This window comes from Phyllobacterium sp. SYP-B3895, from assembly GCF_009647635.1.
In the GTDB taxonomy this organism is placed as follows: domain Bacteria; phylum Pseudomonadota; class Alphaproteobacteria; order Rhizobiales; family Rhizobiaceae; genus Phyllobacterium; species Phyllobacterium pellucidum.
The window spans coordinates 322,380-340,033 of the sequence record NZ_WJIG01000001.1; the positions used below are offsets into that span (position 1 = coordinate 322,380).

Genomic DNA, 17,654 nt, shown 5'->3' on the forward strand with positions numbered 1-17,654 from the left:
ATTCGTTCAGATTTTCACGATCTGCCCTGGAACGGGCGTCGGTGAAGAAATGCGTCTGCAAATGGTAAATGTTCGATGAAGCTGCATTAGGCGTTTTGAACGACAGGGCGGACAAAACCCTGGCTCGCAACAAGGAGGTTGCGCGTGTAGTCCTGCGTTACATGGCGCCGGGCAAGTTCCGACGCGGTGAGCCGTTCGACCTCAGCGCCATGTTGCATTACCATGAGCCGATCGCACATGTGCGTTACGACTGCGAGATCATGGCTGACCATGACGAATGTCAGCTTGCGGTCGCGGCGGATCTGTTCGAGAAGATTCAGCACCTCCGCCTGCACCGATGCGTCGAGCGCAGAGGTTGGCTCGTCCAGCAACAGGATCGATGGTTCGAGAATCAGGGCGCGGGCGATGGCGACACGCTGGCGCTGGCCGCCTGACAGCTGGTGCGAGTAGCGGAAGCGAAAACTGGAACCGAGCCCGACCTCGTCAAGCGCCCGCAAGATGCGCCGCTCGATATCGCCGAACCCATGCACGGCGAGCGGCTCAAGGAGCAATCGGTCCACGGTCTGGCGCGGATGCAGCGAACCGTAAGGATCCTGGAACACCATTTGCACTTCGCGGTAAAAGGCCTTTGTGCGCGATGCGCCGAGCAAATTGCCATTGACCTCGATCGTCCCCGCGGTCACGGGTGCCAGACCCGCCACGGCGCGCAGCAGCGTCGATTTGCCCGAACCGGATTCGCCGACGAGACCGAAGGACTCGCCGGGCACCACCTCGAGGCTGACGCCGCGTAGCGCGCGAAAGCGATTGAACGTCACTTCGAGATTGTCGATCTTCAGCGCCGGCGTCATGCTGCCCACTCCGGTTTGCGGTCGAGCGTCGGCAGTGGATGCCGGTCAGCACCTATTTCGGGCATGCAGTTCAGCAGTCCCTGCGTATAGGGGTGCTTGGCATTGCGCAGATCCGTCGCGGCAATTTCTTCGACGATGCGGCCGGCATACATGACGATGACCCTGTCGCAGAACGAAGAAACCAGCCGCAGATCGTGCGAGATGAAAATGAGGCCCATGCCCCTGTCGCGGACCAGATTGTCGAGAATGCCCAGCACGTCGAGCTGGACCGTAACATCGAGCGCGGAGGTCGGCTCGTCCGCAATCAGCAGTTCCGGTCCGGTGATCAGCATCATGGCGATCATCGCGCGTTGCCCCATGCCGCCCGATACTTCGTGCGGATGAAGATCGTAGACGCGCTCGGGATCACGTATCTGGACGGCGGCCAGCATATCGAGCGCGCGTCGGCGCGCCTCGCGCTTGCTGACCCTCTCGTGGGTCCGGAGCGTTTCGACGATTTGCCTGCCAATGCTCATGACCGGATTGAGCGAATATTTCGGATCCTGCAGGATCATGGAGATGCGATTGCCGCGCAGCGCCCGCCGTTCCTTGACGGACGTCTCCAGCAGCTCGATGCCGTCGAAGTTCAGGGTCTTTGCGGTGATGGTTGCATGCGGAGGAGTGAGGCCCATGATGGCGCGGCCGGTCTGCGACTTGCCGGAGCCCGATTCACCGACAATGCCGAGGCGTTCGCGCCCAAGCGTGAAGGACACGCCACGCACCGCGTCGACGGCACCCGTGCGGGTCGGAAACGTGACGCGGAGGTCGTCAACCGTCAGCATCGTGCTCATTGGTTGTTGCCTCGCGGATCAAGCGCGTCGCGCAGCCCGTCGCCAAGAAGATTGAAACCAAGGCTGACGATGAGGATGGCAAAGCCCGGCATGGCGGCGACCCACCATTGGTCCATGATGAAACGCCTTCCCGATGCGATCATGGCACCCCATTCGGGCAAGGGCGGCTGTGCGCCAAGCCCAAGAAAGCCGAGGCCAGCAGCGGTCAGGATGATACCTGCCATGTCGAGCGTCACACGGACGATAAGCGACGACAGGCAGAGCGGCATGATGTGCCGGAGCACGATGCGCGTCGGCGATGCGCCCATCAGCCGGACGGCGGCGATGTAATCGGAGTTGCGCACCGTCAGCGTCTCGGCGCGGGCAATGCGCGCATAGGGCGGCCACGAGGTTATCGCTATGGCGATAACGGCATTCTCAATGCCCGGCCCGAGGGCAGCGACGAACGCCAGGGCGAGGATGAGCTTGGGGAAGGCAAGGAAAATATCGGTGATGCGCATCAACACGGCATCGACCCAACCGCCGGCGTAACCGGCGATCGTACCGACGAGCAGCCCGATTGGCGCCGCTATGATCGCGACGAGGATTACTACATAAAGCGTCAGGCGCGAGCCATAGATGAGCCTTGAGAGGATATCGCGGCCCTGATCGTCGGTACCAAGCAGATAGTCACCGCCGGGTGGCAGCAGGCGGGCGTTGCGCAGATCGCCGGCAACGGGAGAATGCGGCGCCAGCAGCGGCGCGAAGGCAGCAACCAGCAGCAGGGCGATGATGATGGCGAGCCCGACAACCGCAAGGCGGTTGCTGGCGAAACGGCTCCAGACGAGATAGGCGCGGCCAAGTCGCGCCTGCGTCCGCGATTGCGGGCGGTCGCTCATCAGCCATTCGCGGCGCGTAAGGGGCCGCGACGTGTTGATTGCCTCTGTCATCGTGCGCGCGTCCGTGGGTCGAGGGCCCGATAAAGCAGATCGGACAGAAGATTGATGGCAACGAAGACCGTGCCGATGACGATGGTTCCGCCGAGCACCGCATTCATGTCGGCGTTCTGCAGCGAGTTGGTGATATACATGCCGAGCCCCGGCCATGAGAAAACGGTCTCGGTGAGGACAGAGCCTTCGAGCAGGCCGGCATAAGAAAGCGCAATGACGGTGACGAGCGGAACGGCGGCATTGCGCAGGGCGTGGCCCCAGATGATGCGCGTTTCGGAAAGGCCTTTTGCGCGTGCGGCAACAATGTATTCCTGCTCGAGTTCATTCAGCATGAAGCTGCGGGTCATGCGGCTGATATAGGCTAGCGAAAAATAGCCGAGCAAGGATGCCGGCAGGATGATGAAACTGAAGATGTTGCGGAACGCTTCCCAATTGCCCTGGATGACCGCATCGAGCAGATAGAAGCCGGTAATGGGCGTGAAGGTATATTCATAAACCACGTCGATGCGGCCGGGACCCGAGGTCCAGCCAAGCTTGGCATAGAAAACCAGCAATGCGAGAAGGCCGAGCCAGAAGATCGGTACGGAATAGCCGATCAGGCCAATGATGCGGACGAACTGGTCAATCAGGCTACCACGCTTGACGGCGGCGAGTACGCCGAGCGGAACACCGATACAAGCACCGATGAGCGTGCCCATTGTTGCAAGTTCCATCGTTGCCGGAAAAACCCGCCTGATATCGGTCATGACGGGGTTGGTCGTCAGGACAGAATTGCCGAAATTGCCCTGCAATATGCCCTTTATGTAGAGAAAGAACTGCTCATAGAGCGGCAGGTTCAACCCGAGCTCCTCCCGCACCCGTTCCACCACATGGGCGGGCGCACGGTCGCCGACGATTGCCAGCGCCGGGTCGATCGGTATTACCCGCCCGATGAAGAACGTGACCGCAAGGAGGCCCAAAAACGTGATGACTCCGATCAGCAGGAAACGTCCGACTGCCCAGAGAAAATTACCAGCCCAGGCGCCGGAACGCCTGGACTCCATTTGTGTGTCGGTACTGCTCATTGCATCAGCCCTTGGGGCCCGATCACTTTGATACGTTGAAGACGTAGTTGGTATCGAACGACGGTCCGAGCTTGAAGCCTTTGAGGTTCGAGCGCAGGGCCGAGACTTCCGTCTGCTGGAAGATCAGGACGAACGGGCTGGTCGCCAGCACCTTCTTCTGCAGATCCTGGTACATGGCGGCGCGCTTGGCATTGTCGCGTTCGAGCAGGGCAGCTTTGGTCTCCTTGGTCAGATCCGGCACATCCCAGGCATTGCGCCATGCGAGGGTCTTGTTGGTGCCTTCATCCGAATTGTTCGGGTTGTTGGTGAAGGTGTCGGCGTTCGAATTCGGATCCCAGTAATCGACGCCCCACTGACCGATATAAGAGTCGTGGGTACGAGCGCGATACTTTGTAAGCGTCTGCTTACCGTCACCAGGTATGATCTCCATCTTTACGCCGGCCTGCGCCATGGTCTGCTGAATGGACTCGGCGATGCCCGTCACCGGCTGGTTGTTGCGTACATCCATCGTGAAGGAGAAACCATCCTTCAACCCGGCCTTTTCCAGAAGCCCCTTGGCCTTGGCGACGTCGAGCTTGTAGGGGTTTTCGTCGAGTTCGCCGAGAATGCCCTTGGGCAGGAAGGTCTGGTGAATCTCACCGATCCCCTTGATCAGCTTTTCGCCGATTGCATCGTAATCGACGAGATATTTCAGGGCTTCGAGCACTTCCGGCTTGGCGAGGTTCGGGTTCTTCTGGTTAAGGCTGAAGTAATAGATCGTGCCCTTCGGGGCGCTCGTCGTGGTGATCTCGCCGTTCTTGACGACCTGTTCGAGATCGTTCGGCTCGAGGTTGCGAGCAACGTCGATATCACCCTTTTCGAGCAGCAGGCGCTGCGCGGCGCTCTCCTTGACGTGACGATAAATGACGCGGTTCAGGGGCGCCTTGGTACCGTAATAATTGTCATTGCGCTCGAGGACGATGATTTCATTGGCGCGCCAGTCGCGAATCTTCATCGGGCCGGAACCAGCGTATGCGGTCTTCAACCAGGCATAGCCGAAATCGTCGTTGACGACATGTTCGGAGACGAGCTTCTTGTCCACCACCGAAGCGACCGTGGCCGTCAGACAGTTGAGGACGAAGCTCGGTGCATAGGCCTGATCGACCGTGAACACGAAGGTCGACGGGTCGGTTGCCTTGGCTTTTTCCGTGATATTGTCTGGCTTCAGGCCAAACTGCGTAAGGATAAACGCCGGGCTCTTGTCGAGCTTGACTGCACGCTCGAACGACCAGGCGACATCTTCGGCGGTGATCGGATTGCCCGAGGCAAATTTCAGATCCGGCTTGATCTTGAACGTATAGGTCAGGCCATCATCGGATACTGTCCAGCTTGCGGCAATATCAGCGACGATCTTCGAAGGGTCGTTGATGTCGAGCCGAACGAGCTTGTCATAGGTATTGCCATTGATTTCGCCGGTGGTGAGCTCGAACGCTTCAGCCGGATCGAGTGTGATCACGTCGTCGATGGCAAAGGCTTCGACAAGCGTATCGGCGGGCGTTGCGGCAAATGCCGGCACGCCGGACACCAGGATCGCGGAAAGTGCAGCGCCCCCGAGCAGAAGGCGAAATTTGGAGTCGATCTTGTTCATCAGCATTGGTCAGTTCCCTGTTCTAGAGCGATGTCGTCTTGTTATTGTTCTTCATGCCAGGCGGAACGCAGCACGCGCAGCCAGTTGTCTCGGCATATCTTGGCCAGATCCTCGCCTGCGTAGCCGGCATCGCGCAGGGCAGCAACGAGGTTCTGGTTGCCGCTCGCGTCCCCGATCTCGCCGGGGATCTTGGCGCCGTCAAAATCGGAGCCAAGCGCCACGCAATCGATGCCCATGCGGTTCACCATGTAATCGATGTGGCGGATCATATCGGAAAGTGGGGTATCGGCATTTTCGCGCGCGTCAGGCCGCAACATGGCGACCGCGTAATTCAGGCCCACCAGCCCCTTGCTCTCGCGAATAGCGTCGAGTTGCCTGTCGGTCAGATTGCGCGCGACCGGGGTCAGCGCATGCACGTTGGAATGGCTCGCAACGAGCGGCTGATCGCTGATGCGCGCGACATCCCAGAAGCCTTTTTCGGTGATGTGGGCAAGGTCGATGAGAATGCCCAGCCCGTTGCAGGCACGGACCAACGCCTCGCCCTCGGCGGTAAGGCCGGGGCCGGTGTCCGGCGACATCGGATAAGCGAAGGGCACGCCATGGGCAAAGATATTGTTGCGGCTCCAGACCGGACCAAGCGTGCGCAGCCCCGCCGCATAGAAAACGTCAAGCGCCGCCAGATCAGCGCCTATCGCCTCGCAGCCTTCCATGTGCAGGACCGCAGCAAAGGTGCCGTCGCGCATGCACGCTTCGATTTCGGCCGTCGTGCGGCAGAGCTTCCAGCCGCCGCCACGCTCCAGGCGCAAAGCGATGGACGCCATTTCCAGCGCGACATCCAATGAGGGAGCCCGCTCGAGCGGCGCGGCCAAGGGCGTCGAATAATGCCCGTTGGCATCGGGCGCCTTGAAGGCGAGATCGCCCGAGGGAACATAGATGGCGCAGAGTCCGCCGGCGAGCCCGCCCTTCTGTGCCCTTATCTTGTCGATGTGTCCGGAGGTCGTCCCCTTGACGAATTCTTCCACGGGATCGGCGCCGTCTCTCGAATGTTTCCACAACCGGTAAAGCACATCGTTGTGACCATCGAAGACAGGCTGCATTTCAATTCCCGATCAGGTTGGCAAACAGCGACATTTTCGTCGGGCAAGCATCCCGCCATCCCGAACCGACGTCGCCGAGTGACAAAAAATCATGACGCCAGCGAACAGGCAATAGCGTTGTTGTACAAAAGTATAAAGACTGTGAGTTGCACCCCAGAAAGTATTCAACGTCCGGCCGGTGGAGCCCCGCCGTCCTTAACGCTACCGTCCAACATTTAGAGAGCTCCAAAACCGCTTGAGTGTTGGCATGATTGACAACGACCGGTCCCTCTTAGATGATTAGACGAGGCGCTTCGGAACTTCTGTTTAAAACCAAAAGCGTGTTTTCCGATGGTTCAATCATGGAAATAGTCCTTTGGAAGGTTCCGGCGCCGATCGCGGGCAGTCGTCACACCTATAAGTACCGACTCTATTGGGGTCGCGACGGCATGCGGATCGTCGGCTTTGCCAACGAACGTGCCAAAGGCGACCATTGTCATTTGGACGGCAAAGAGTATGCGTATGCATTCACATCACCAGAGGCCTTGATCGAAGACTTCTACGCGGAAATTCGCAGGAGAATGTCAAAATGAAAATGGCGACCATCCGGATAAGAAGCAGCACGGATGAGACCCTCCGCGACGCGGCGCAGGGTTTTATAAGAGCATGGGAGAGCGGAGAATCCGATCCTGTTGCCACGTTTACATTCAGTTCGCCGGCTCAGCTGTTCACCATCCTCACGCCCAAGCGTTGGGGACTCATCGAACATCTGCAAAAAATCGGACCATCCAGCATTCGCGGACTTGCTCGATCACTTGGTCGCGATGTGAAGCGTGTGCATGAGGATGTAACGATGCTCATCGATTGGGGAATTGTCGAGCGAGTAAAGGACGCCAAGGTTTGCGTCCCTTTTGATGTGATCCATGCGGACTTCGATTTGCGCGCCGTCGCCTAGGGTCCGTTTCCAGGGATTAGCGCTTAAACGTCGAGGTTCGCCACACTCAGCGCATTGTCCTGAATAAACTCACGCCGCGGCTCGACATCATCGCCCATGAGCCGCGGTCGAGAGGCCCTTGCGCCGGACCGCGAAAACGGCTTCGAGGAGAGCCATCGGCCCGGCGTCCGCTTCGGCCTTTTCCTTGCGGCGGAGCACGGCGGCCGTTTGCTATCATCCCGCTCGATATGATATCATCCACCTGCACTTATAGTGGAGGAACCATGGCTGCCGTAACCATCAGGAATTTGCCGGAAGAAACGCATCGTGCGCTCAAATTGCGTGCCGCCAAACACGGGCGGAGCACGGAGGCCGAAATTCGCGAAATTCTGGAGGAGGCGACACGCCCGAAGGATCGCTTGAAGATAGGATCAGAACTTGCCGCTTTCGGCCGCCGCCATGGCGGGCTTGACCTTGAACCCCGCCGGGATCAGACACCCGCAGAACCTGCGGATTTTGAATGATCGTTCTTGATACGAATGTTATTGCCGAGTCGCTGAAACGAAGTCCGGACCCGGGGGTATTGTCATGGCTCGACCAACAAGGGGCCGAAACGCTGTTTCTCACCACAACAAGCCTGTCGGAGCTTCTTCTCGGGATCGAGTTCTTGCCCAAAGGCAAGCGAAAACAAGACCTTGATCGCGCGCTGAGCGAACTCATTTCATACCTCTTCGGCGATCGGATCCTCGATTTTGACAGGCAAGCGGCCTTGGTCTACGCCCCTTTGGTGAGCCAGGCACGTTCGACCGGACGGACGATCTCAATCGCAGACGGGCAAATAGCGGCGGTCGCAAAGAGCCGGGGATATTCCGTCGCCTCGAGAGACACAATGCCATTCACCGCGGCCGGGCTCACGGTGATCAATCCCTGGCAAGACGAAACGACCTAGCTAAACGTCGAGGTTCGCCACACTCAGTGCATTGTCCTGAATGAACTCACGCCGCGGCTCGACATCATCGCCCATGAGCCGCGAGAACAGGCTGTCGGCGTCGGTGGCGTCATTGACCTTCACCTGCAGCAGGGAGCGCGCGTTCGGATCGAGCGTCGTCTCCCAGAGCTGTTCCGCGTTCATTTCGCCAAGACCCTTGTAGCGCTGCAGCGAGAGGCCCTTGCGCCCGGCTGCAAAGACGGCGTCGAGGAGAGCCATCGGCCCGGCGACCGCGTCGGCCTTTTCCTTGCGGCGAAGCACCGGCGGCTGCGAATAGATATCATGGAGCCGGGTGGCGTAGCGATCGAGCTGGCGCGCGTCGGCCGAGCCGAGCAGGGCCATATCGAGGGTCACCGTCTCCTTGACGCCGCGCAAAGACCGCTCGAAGACGAAGCCGTCGACGCCATCGTCAGGCGTGGCAAGGCGGCCGGTCCAGCCCTTTTCGGTTTCCTCGGCGATGAGGTCGAGCCGGGCGGCAACTTCGGCAACCAGTTCCTGCGCCTTGGCGGTATCGGAGATCGCTTCCGGATTGAGCGCGCCGGCGATAGTTGCCTGTTCGACGACCGCGCGATCGTAACGCGTGTTCAGGCCCTGCAAGAGATGGCGAACTGCCAGCGCGTCATTGATGACGCCCCGCAGGTCGTTGGTGGTGCGCACTTCCCCTGAAACCAGTTCCAACGAGGTTTCATCGAGCCCCGAGTCGATCAGATACTCCTCAAAGGCGGTTTCGTTCTTGATGTATTGCGAGGACTTGCCGCGCGTCACCTTGTAAAGCGGCGGCTGGGCGATATAGACGTGGCCGCGCTCGATCAGTTCCGGCATCTGGCGGAAGAAGAACGTCAAGAGCAACGTGCGAATGTGGGCTCCATCGACGTCGGCGTCGGTCATGATGATGATCTTGTGATAGCGCAGCTTGTCCGGATTGAACTCGTCCTTGCCGATGCTGGTGCCGAGCGCAAGGATCAGCGTACCGATCTGGTCGGAAGAGAGCATCCGGTCGAGTTTCACGCGCTCGACATTCAGGATCTTGCCGCGCAGCGGCAGGATCGCCTGGTTTTGGCGCGAGCGTCCGCCCTTGGCCGATCCGCCAGCGGAATCGCCCTCGACGATGAAGATTTCGGATTTGGCCGGGTCGCGCTCCTGGCAATCGGCAAGCTTGCCGGGCAGCGAGCTGATGCTTAGCGAGTTTTTGCGGGTGATATCGCGCGCCTTGCGGGCCGCCTCGCGTGCGGAGGCCGCCTGGATCACCTTCTCGACAAGCACCTTGCCCTCGGCCGGGTGCTCTTCAAGCCAGTTCGACAGCGCCTCGTTGACAAGACTTTCAACGACCGGGCGTACTTCGGACGAGACGAGCTTGTCCTTGGTCTGCGACGAAAACTTGGGATCGGGGACCTTGACTGATAGGACCGCGGTCAGGCCTTCGCGGCAGTCATCGCCGGTCAGCGTGACCTTCGACTTCTTGGTCTGGCCCGAGGCGTCGGCATAGCCGGTCATCTGGCGGGTCAGGGCACCACGGAAACCCGCAAGATGCGTGCCGCCATCGCGCTGGGGAATATTGTTGGTGAAGCACAGCACATTCTCGTGGTAGCTGTCGTTCCACCACATGGCGACCTCGACCGTCGTACCGTCCTTTTCACCGCGAATGTAGATCGGGTCCGCGACAAGTTCCTTCTTGGTGCGGTCGAGATAGCGCACATAGGCGGTAAGTCCGCCTTCGTAGAAGAGCTCGAGCTCGACCGGATCGGCATGGCGGCGGTCGGCGAGGAGAATGCGTACGCCCGAATTCAGGAAAGCGAGCTCGCGCAAACGATGCTCGAGCGTCTTGAAATCGAACTCGACCATCGAGAACGTGTCAGTGGACGGCAGAAAGGTCACTTCCGTACCAGTCGCATCGCCGGCATCGCCTGTCACCACGAGCGGCGCATCGGCCACGCCATGGGTAAAGCTCATTTCATGGATCTTGCCCTGGCGGCGAATCTTGAGTTTCAGCCAGACAGAAAGCGCATTGACCACCGAAACGCCGACGCCGTGCAGACCGCCGGAAACCTTATAGGAATTCTGGTCGAATTTACCGCCAGCATGCAGCTGGGTCATGATGACTTCGGCGGCGGAGACGCCCTCGGAGTGCATGTCCGTCGGAATGCCGCGGCCATTATCCGTGACCGTGCACGAACCGTCGGGATTGAGCGTGACGGTGACGCGGGTCGCGTGGCCGGCAAGCGCCTCGTCGATGGCATTGTCGACGACTTCGTAGACCATATGGTGAAGGCCGGAACCGTCGTCCGTATCGCCGATATACATGCCCGGGCGCTTGCGAACCGCATCCAATCCCTTGAGAACCTTGATGGACTCCGCACCGTATTCTGGCGAGGTTTCAACTGTCAGTTCCGGTGTATCGCTCATGTAGATTCAATCTTTTCTCGGGTCGCCAGGATCGGCGCGCCGTATTTATAGCAGAACCGGGCGAATCATGCCCGGTCCTTGGCCTAGATATAGTGCTTATCGCACGTTTTTCCAATTCTAAGGGGTGTGAATATCCACGGATCATGGCCAAATTGGCTCATCCGGGCGAGAAATACGACCAGAGGTCCGCACCCAGCAGCGCGCCTGATCCGGCGGGCTGATAGTCACCCGCCAGACAGAGTTAAAGCCGCAATGGCTATTCAATAATCTGGACCGATCCCGACGCAGGTTTTGCGACAGGCGAGCGCGCATCGAGGAAGCCCTTGACTTCGCTGAACTTCAAGCTGCCGTCCCGGTCGCGGTCAATCTCGGCGAAGTGATCGATAAAAAAGCCGAGCCCGGACTTTGAAGCGGATTCCTGCGTGACAAGATGGGTCGCGGGATCCGCGGCCCGGTCGAAGAGCGAGGCTGTGCGCTGGTCGACTTCGGTCGCGATGCTTGCCCGGGTCAATGGAGCCGCCGCCATCCGCGATGGCGCCTGACGCGGCGCGAAGCCCCGCTGCATTCTCATCAGGCCACGCTGCTGCCGCGACTCGCTGCCGAAATCACCCGCACTGGCGAGTGAGGCGCTGCATATGACGCCAATCAGGATCGACGCGAAGATATGATGTCGTTTCATTATTTCACCTGTTCAAATGCGGGCGGGTTGGATGCGGCGAACATTGTCGCCAGTGGCCCATCGTAGAAGGCGCCCAGATCTTGCATCAACTTGTCATAAGAGCCGGTGTACAAAGGCGCTACTCCGTGGCCACCCTCATACAGCTTGACCGGCACCTTGTCGGTGAGGCCGCCTATCTGAAGGTCAACTTCCGACCGATTGAATGGCGTATTCAGATCGTAGTAGCCGTGCTGAACCAGGACTTTCAAATTTGGATTGAGCGTCATGCTGAATGTCAAGTCCGGGATACTGTTGCGCTCCCGCTGCTGGTTATCGGCTATAGTTTGAGGATCGGGTTGATAATCCCAGATATCGATGATCTTACCGTTGAAGCCAACATAAGGCGATTGAGGTTCGTAGCCAATGAACTTGGAATGGTAATCTTTTCGCCAGGCGAAGTAATCGCTCGTGCGATCAAAGACCGGATCTACCGCTTCCGGCTCATCAAAGTAGCGTCCATCATTGAGATAAAGCCGGCTCGCTCCAAGTGCAAATATATGAGTAAAGTCAACCGGGTTCAAATTAGGCGTCGCAATCCACGGATTGTTATTGGCATTGTCGCCCGGCTGATATTGTTTGCCTATCCCTGTAAACGCATAAAGCTTGTCAAGAAACGCGCCACCTTCCGGCTGCCTAATATAAGCCTCCCAAGACTTTCTGTCGGGTACATTCGCATCCGTCTCTTTGAAAATCTTGTTGTAGAGTCCATCGAACTCTCTGCCGAACGCGCGAGCACTGACTAAAAACTGTTCGGTTGACTGACCTTCACGAGCCGTCGACTTCTCATGAAAGCCGGCCACCATCGCATAGGTCGGGATCGCCCCGCCGCAGCTTACGTAGAACAAGTAGCAGCTACTCGTTACATCCAATATCGGGGAATTCAGGACGAGCCCGGAAAGGACGTTTTTGCTCGTGGTGAATGTCGTGTATTGGCTGGTGCCGCTCTCCAGCAGGAGACGTGCCATGATTGGCGCCCGAAATCCGCCATAAGAGAGGCCGTAAATATATTTGGGCGAGTTCTGGCGGTTATACACGTTCACATAGCGCGTGATGAAATCCCGCAAGACTTTGGCATCGCTATCGGCGCCCCAAAAGTCACTGTTCCTGTTCGGCCAGATGGCGAGGGAATTGCCGGTCCCGACCGGATCGACGAAGACGAGATCCGTCTTGTCCAAAATCGTGTTGGGATTGTCTTTCAACGTCCCGATGACGTCCTTCGATGGGGCCGGGCCGTCTTCCTGCATGGGCCCAAGGAAGCCAATATCCAGATCGGCAGATGAGTAGCCCGGCCCTCCATTGAACACGAAGGTTATTGGGCGCGCATCCCGCGGCTGGTCATCGCGCGTATAGGCCGTGTAGGAGATCACCGCTTCAGCATTGAACAGACCTGAGCCAGGTTTGGATGCAATCAACTGACCGGCGGTCGCCGTGAAGGGAATGGAGGTTCCCTTGAGCGCTATCGTGTGCGGTTTGCTGGCTGAGACCTCGCGAGCGTCCGAATGATCCAGTCTTCCATCGGGGTCATAATCTGCCGCCGTTATCGGTTTAACGGAAACAGATGTGGGCGGAGGCGCTGGAACAGTCGACGTCGGCGCCTGCTGAGGCTGGACTGGCGCGCGTTGATTAAAGGTCGGCGTCACATCGGCGCTGTCGGAATCCGATCCTCCGTCGCACGATGCCAGGAAAACAGCCAGCAAAAGCCAGCAAAGGCGAAAATTCATAATCAAAAACCTCACAATATGGACCGGAACGATATCAGTGCAGGCGGGTAAAAAAGAGGCAGTAGAAATTGGAATTTAAAATCACGTCGCAAGCTCGAGGCGGAGCACACCTTATCCAGTTTGCGCCGTCAAGCACAAAATGGCTGGCGCCGCCCCAAAAGAAACCATTGGCATTTCTCCACCCACATGCCCACATGGTCGGCAGGAGCCTGCTAATATGGATACTTTTCAAAGCGCCTTTGTTCCGCCAGCGCCCGTCCCGCGTACCGGGCCGGTCGGAACCTTGCGTCTTATTCGAACCATTTATCGCAACCCGCTCGAACTATGGGGCGAGCCTTCCTATAACGAGCCGTGGGTGTCGATCGACTGGTCCTTCGCCCACACTATCATCGCCAATGATCCCGGCCTCATCCGCCATGTCCTCGTCGACAATGCCAAGAACTACAAGATGGCGGCGGTTCGCCAGCGGATCCTCCGCCCCATCTTGCGCGATGGTCTCCTGACGGCCGAAGGCGAAACGTGGCGCCGTTCTCGCAAGGCCATGGCACCGGTATTTACGCCCCGCCACATCAATGGTTTTGCCGAGGCGATGAAGCGGACGAGCGAGACTTTCGCCAAACGCTACGACAACCTTTCCGGGCCTACGGACGTGTCGCGCGACATGACCATGCTGACCTATGATATTTTGGCCGAGACCCTGTTCTCCGGCGAGATTGCGGGCGACCCGGACCAGTTTTCGCACGAGGTCGACCGCCTGTTTGAAACCATGGGCCGCGTCGATCCGCTCGACCTTCTTGGGGCACCGACCTGGATGCCACGCTTCACTCAGATCCGGGGCAGGCGGGCCCTCGCCTTCTTCCGGCAGATCGTTGCCAATACCATGGAGATGCGCCGCAAGCGCATGGACCGGGAAGGCGACAAGGTTCCAAACGATTTTCTGACCCTGCTGCTCAGGGCGGAAGGCCCGAAGGGACTTTCGCGCGCCGAGATCGAGGACAATATCATCACGTTCATAGGCGCCGGGCATGAAACCACGGCGCGCGCGCTGGGCTGGACGCTCTATCTCCTCGCCAAGGCGCCATGGGAACGCGATCTGATCGAAGCCGAGATCGACGCCTTTATGGCGCAGGCGGACGTGCCGCCCCCGCATGCCTGGCTCGATGCATTGCCGCTCACCCGCGCTGCTTTCGAGGAAGCAATGCGGCTGTATCCCCCGGCTCCCTCGATCAACCGCGAACCGATCGAAGATGATCAATATATGGACCTGAAACTGCCTAAGGGGGCAGCCGTGTTGGTCATGCCGTGGACGGTCCATCGCCATCGGCTCTATTGGGAAAATCCCGATGCGTTCATGCCGTCGCGTTTTCACCCGGAAAATCGCGATAGGATCGACCGTTTCCAATATTTGCCGTTCGGCGCCGGGCCGCGCGTGTGCATCGGCGCAAGTTTTGCGCTGCAAGAGGCGATCATCGCGCTGGCGACGCTGCTCTACCGCTTCAGATTCGATGTCGCCGGCGCCTACAAGCCATGGCCCGTGCAGAAATTGACCACGCAACCCGATGGCGGGTTGCCAATGAGCGTGCAGGCGCGGCGCTAACTTGATTTCCTAGGAAATATTCTATATATTTCTTTCTATTGAAAGGAATATCCATGGGAATCGCTGCTCAGCCGCTTTCAGAAATCCCGGATCGAACCGCCGTTGTTTCCAAGGCGCTGTTGCGGTCATCGGAACTGCTGGGCCTCACCGCAAAGGAACTCGCCCATATTGTCGGACTTTCGGAGCCAAGCATATCGCGTTTGAAGCGTAGCCTCGATGGCGCGCCGCTCACCGGCAAGAGTTATGAACTCGCGCTGCTTTTCATCCGCCTCTACCGTTCGCTCGACGCTATCGTCGGCGGCGACGATGCGGTTGCGCGCTCATGGATGCGAACTGACAACACCATACTCGGCGGCAAGCCGCTCAACCGGATCAAAACCATTGACGGCCTCACCCATGTCCTCGCCTATCTGGACGCCCGACGCGCTCCGATCTGAAGCCAGGGACAGCCATGGCGGCTGCTGGCGTCTCGTTGAAGCGCAACATCGCGTTTCAACGATAAAACTCGTCGACACGCTCGCCGAACAGGCCCTGCTTGAAGATGAACTCGAAGCCACTAAGCCGCCGCTGCCGCCCGCCTGCATTCATCTCGACTATCTGCTGGCGACCCCGTTTCGCTACGGGCGCTATCCAGGCAATTCGCGTTTTCGCCGCGAAGGCTATTCGCCGGGCGTCTTCTACTCGAGCGAGATGGTCGAAACGGCGGTTGCCGAAACCGCTTTTTACCGTCTGCTGTTTTTCATCGAAAGTCCGGGCACACCCTGGCCGCGCAATGCGCTCGAATTCACCGCGTTCGAAGCGCGCTACGCCACGACCCATGCCATCGATCTGACGGTCGCGCCCTTTGCCGAACATCGAAGCCGCTGGACGCATCCAACCGACTATTCCGCCTGCCTCGCCCTTGCCGATGCGGCGCTTGCGGCGGGCATCGATCTCATTCGCTACCAGTCCGTTCGCGATCCGCAAGGCGGCGCCAATCTCGCCCTGCTCTCCTGTGCCTGCTTCGCCATGCCCAACCCCGTGCGCAAGACGACATGGCGGCTGCATTTCTCCGACTACGGCGTCAATGCCATATGCGACATGCCGGACCTGCGGCTGGGCTTCACCCTCGCGACCTTTGGCGACGATCCGCGCGTTAAAGGCGCGGCGCGGCAATAATCAAGTGATCACGCTCGGCTTGTCGCGGCCCGTGTGAGCCTTGATCCCGGCAAGATCCTCCGCAGCGCGGATAAGGTCGGCAAGTGCGCTCTGTGTCTCAAGATCGTGGCGGTTCGGATCGGGCTCATAGCGTTCCACGTAGACACGGACCGTCGCGCCCGATGTGCCGGTGCCCGACAGGCGGAAGACGACGCGCGAGCCGCCTTCGAAGAGAACGCGTATGCCCTGGTTTTCGCTTACCGACTTGTCGACAGGGTCGCGATAGGCAAAGTCGTCGGCGGTTGCGATCGTCAGACCCTCAACCTTCGTGCCGGGAAGCGAAGCGAGTTTGCCGCGCAGATCGTCCATCATCTTGTTGGCCCCAGCCGTATCGACGCCTTCATAGTCGTGACGCGAATAATAATTGCGCCCGTAGGTCGCCCAATGTTCCCTGGCAATGTCAATGACGCTCATGCGGCGCACGGCAAGTATGTTGAGCCAGAGGAGCACAGCCCAAAGCCCATCCTTCTCGCGCACATGGTTCGAGCCGGTGCCGGCGCTTTCCTCGCCGCAGATAGTCGCCATATCGGCGTCGAGCAGATTGCCGAAGAACTTCCAGCCCGTCGGCGTTTCATACATGCCGATGCCGAGCTTTTCGGCGACACGGTCCGCGGCACCGCTGGTCGGCATCGAACGCGCAATGCCCTTGAGGCCCGCCTTGTAGCCGGGGGCCAGATGGGCATTGGCTGCAAGCATCGCCAGCGAATCGGATGGAGTGATGAAGATGCCCTTGCCGATGATCAGGTTGCGGTCGCCGTCACCGTCGGACGCGGCCCCGAAATCCGGGCCGTCCGGCGACATCAAAAGGTCATAGAGATCCTTGGCGTAGACGAGATTGGGATCGGGATGATGCCCGCCGAAATCGGGCAGCGGCACGAAGTTGACGCATGTGCCTTCCGGCGCGCCAAGGCGCTTTTCAAGAATCTCCTTGCCATAGGGGCCGGTCACCGCGTGCATCGAATCAAAGCGGAAGGTGAAACCAGATTTGATGAGATCGCGTATCGCATCAAAGTCGAAGAGCTGTTCCATAAGCGCCGCATAGTCGGCAACCGGATCGATGATTTCGACCTGCATGCCGGCGATTTCGCGCTTGCCGATCGTATCGATATCGATATCTGCAGCTTCCGCTATAACATATTGCTTGATCGCCTTCGAACGCGCGAAAATCGCCTCGGTGATCTTCTCCGGCGCCGGCCCGCCATTGCCGATATTGTACTTTATGCCGAAATCCTCGTTCGGACCGCCTGGATTGTGGCTGGCCGAAAGAACGAGGCCGCCAAAGGCCTTGTATTTACGGATCACGTTCGATGCCGCGGGCGTCGAGAGGATGCCGCCCTGCCCGACGAGCACGCGGCCGAAGCCGTTGGCGGCCGCCATCTTCAAGGCAATCTGCACCACATCGCGGTTGTAGTAACGGCCGTCGCCGCCGATAACGAGCGTCTCACCCTTATATCCTTCAAGCGCATCGAAAACCGACTGGATAAAGTTTTCGACATAGTTCTTCTGCTGGAAGACCGGGACTTTCTTGCGCAAGCCGGACGTTCCGGGCTTCTGGTCGTCGAATGGTGTGGTGGCAATGGTTTTGAACATGATGACCTTCCAGTTTCTGCGCATCTGCCTCAATCTATTGGGGCGGGACGTAGCAGGTCAACATGACGATTTTCAGATGAGCCAAGCATGTTTACGACCTTCGTAGAATTGACAGGCCTTACGCCCTTGGTG

At 59.0% G+C, this 17,654-nt stretch carries 18 protein-coding genes; 8 read left to right on the forward strand and 10 right to left on the reverse strand.

All coding sequences use genetic code 11. The annotated features are described in order from the left end of the window. Positions 1-86: 86 nt before the first annotated feature. Genes GF108_RS01610 through GF108_RS01635 form a run of 6 tightly spaced genes read right to left on the reverse strand, consistent with a single transcriptional unit; the run spans position 87 to position 6,395 of the window. Positions 87-848: an ABC transporter ATP-binding protein gene (locus GF108_RS01610; RefSeq protein WP_153666608.1), complete on the reverse strand. Its 762-nt coding sequence runs from the start codon at positions 846-848 to the stop codon at positions 87-89. Further along, positions 845-1,678, reverse strand: a complete 834-nt coding sequence (locus GF108_RS01615; protein WP_153666609.1) for an ABC transporter ATP-binding protein — start codon at positions 1,676-1,678, stop codon at positions 845-847. Before GF108_RS01615 ends, GF108_RS01610 begins: the two co-directional genes overlap by 4 nt. After that, positions 1,675-2,607 carry a nickel transporter permease gene (gene nikC / locus GF108_RS01620; protein ID WP_027230579.1) on the reverse strand — a complete coding sequence of 311 codons (933 nt, stop codon included), beginning with the start codon at positions 2,605-2,607 and terminating at the stop codon, positions 1,675-1,677. Before nikC ends, GF108_RS01615 begins: the two co-directional genes overlap by 4 nt. After that, positions 2,604-3,671 carry an ABC transporter permease gene (locus GF108_RS01625; RefSeq protein WP_153666610.1) on the reverse strand — a complete coding sequence of 356 codons (1,068 nt, stop codon included), beginning with the start codon at positions 3,669-3,671 and terminating at the stop codon, positions 2,604-2,606. Before GF108_RS01625 ends, nikC begins: the two co-directional genes overlap by 4 nt. A gap of 22 nt (positions 3,672-3,693) precedes the next feature. After that, positions 3,694-5,304, reverse strand: a complete 1,611-nt coding sequence (locus GF108_RS01630; RefSeq protein ID WP_172982550.1) for an ABC transporter substrate-binding protein — start codon at positions 5,302-5,304, stop codon at positions 3,694-3,696. A 35-nt stretch (positions 5,305-5,339) separates the two neighbouring features. Beyond that, a complete protein-coding gene (locus GF108_RS01635; protein WP_153666611.1) occupies positions 5,340-6,395 on the reverse strand; it encodes a dipeptidase in 1,056 nt (351 codons plus the stop codon). A gap of 275 nt (positions 6,396-6,670) precedes the next feature. On the opposite strand from GF108_RS01635, the gene GF108_RS01640 reads away from it, so the two are divergent. The 5 genes from GF108_RS01640 (at position 6,671) to GF108_RS01655 (ending at position 8,257) form a co-directional block, all read left to right on the forward strand. Next, positions 6,671-6,967, forward strand: coding sequence for a DUF6516 family protein (locus tag GF108_RS01640; RefSeq protein ID WP_153666612.1), 297 nt, complete (start codon positions 6,671-6,673; stop codon positions 6,965-6,967). Then, positions 6,964-7,329 (forward strand): transcriptional regulator, encoded by a 366-nt coding sequence (locus tag GF108_RS01645; protein ID WP_153666613.1) that lies wholly within the window; start codon positions 6,964-6,966, stop codon positions 7,327-7,329. The genes GF108_RS01640 and GF108_RS01645 overlap by 4 nt, the downstream gene beginning before the upstream one ends. A gap of 96 nt (positions 7,330-7,425) precedes the next feature. Beyond that, entirely contained in the window at positions 7,426-7,560 is a 135-nt protein-coding gene (locus GF108_RS22570) for a hypothetical protein (protein ID WP_255453085.1), read from the forward strand. A 32-nt stretch (positions 7,561-7,592) separates the two neighbouring features. Then, on the forward strand, positions 7,593-7,832 hold the full coding sequence (locus GF108_RS01650) for a plasmid stability protein (protein ID WP_153666614.1): 240 nt from the start codon (positions 7,593-7,595) through the stop codon (positions 7,830-7,832). After that, complete coding sequence (locus tag GF108_RS01655) at positions 7,829-8,257, forward strand: type II toxin-antitoxin system VapC family toxin (RefSeq protein WP_153666615.1); 429 nt, start codon at positions 7,829-7,831, stop codon at positions 8,255-8,257. The genes GF108_RS01650 and GF108_RS01655 overlap by 4 nt, the downstream gene beginning before the upstream one ends. Here GF108_RS01655 and gyrB read toward each other — a convergent pair whose 3' ends face one another. The 3 genes from gyrB to GF108_RS01670 all read right to left on the reverse strand — a co-directional run bounded on the left by gyrB (position 8,258) and on the right by GF108_RS01670 (position 13,138). Continuing rightward, on the reverse strand, positions 8,258-10,699 hold the full coding sequence (gyrB, locus tag GF108_RS01660) for a DNA topoisomerase (ATP-hydrolyzing) subunit B (RefSeq protein ID WP_153666616.1): 2,442 nt from the start codon (positions 10,697-10,699) through the stop codon (positions 8,258-8,260). 256 nt (positions 10,700-10,955) lie between these two features. Beyond that, the gene (locus GF108_RS01665; RefSeq protein ID WP_153666617.1) at positions 10,956-11,378 is read right to left on the reverse strand and encodes a hypothetical protein; all 423 of its coding nucleotides are present in this window, start codon (positions 11,376-11,378) and stop codon (positions 10,956-10,958) included. Then, a complete protein-coding gene (locus tag GF108_RS01670) occupies positions 11,378-13,138 on the reverse strand; it encodes a hypothetical protein (protein WP_153666618.1) in 1,761 nt (586 codons plus the stop codon). The genes GF108_RS01665 and GF108_RS01670 overlap by 1 nt, the downstream gene beginning before the upstream one ends. 217 nt (positions 13,139-13,355) lie before the next feature. Between GF108_RS01670 and GF108_RS01675 the strand changes: the two genes are divergently transcribed. From GF108_RS01675 to GF108_RS01685, 3 genes are read left to right on the forward strand one after another with little or no spacing between them, the layout of a single operon-like run. Next, complete coding sequence (locus tag GF108_RS01675; RefSeq protein WP_153666619.1) at positions 13,356-14,735, forward strand: cytochrome P450; 1,380 nt, start codon at positions 13,356-13,358, stop codon at positions 14,733-14,735. A gap of 53 nt (positions 14,736-14,788) precedes the next feature. Then, the gene (locus GF108_RS01680) at positions 14,789-15,172 is read left to right on the forward strand and encodes an MbcA/ParS/Xre antitoxin family protein (RefSeq protein WP_153666620.1); all 384 of its coding nucleotides are present in this window, start codon (positions 14,789-14,791) and stop codon (positions 15,170-15,172) included. After that, positions 15,132-15,893, forward strand: coding sequence for an RES family NAD+ phosphorylase (locus GF108_RS01685; RefSeq protein ID WP_153666621.1), 762 nt, complete (start codon positions 15,132-15,134; stop codon positions 15,891-15,893). Before GF108_RS01680 ends, GF108_RS01685 begins: the two co-directional genes overlap by 41 nt. On the opposite strand, the gene GF108_RS01690 is transcribed toward GF108_RS01685, so the two are convergent. Further along, positions 15,894-17,525, reverse strand: a complete 1,632-nt coding sequence (locus GF108_RS01690; RefSeq protein ID WP_370462088.1) for an alpha-D-glucose phosphate-specific phosphoglucomutase — start codon at positions 17,523-17,525, stop codon at positions 15,894-15,896. Between the last annotated feature and the right edge of the window lie 129 nt (positions 17,526-17,654).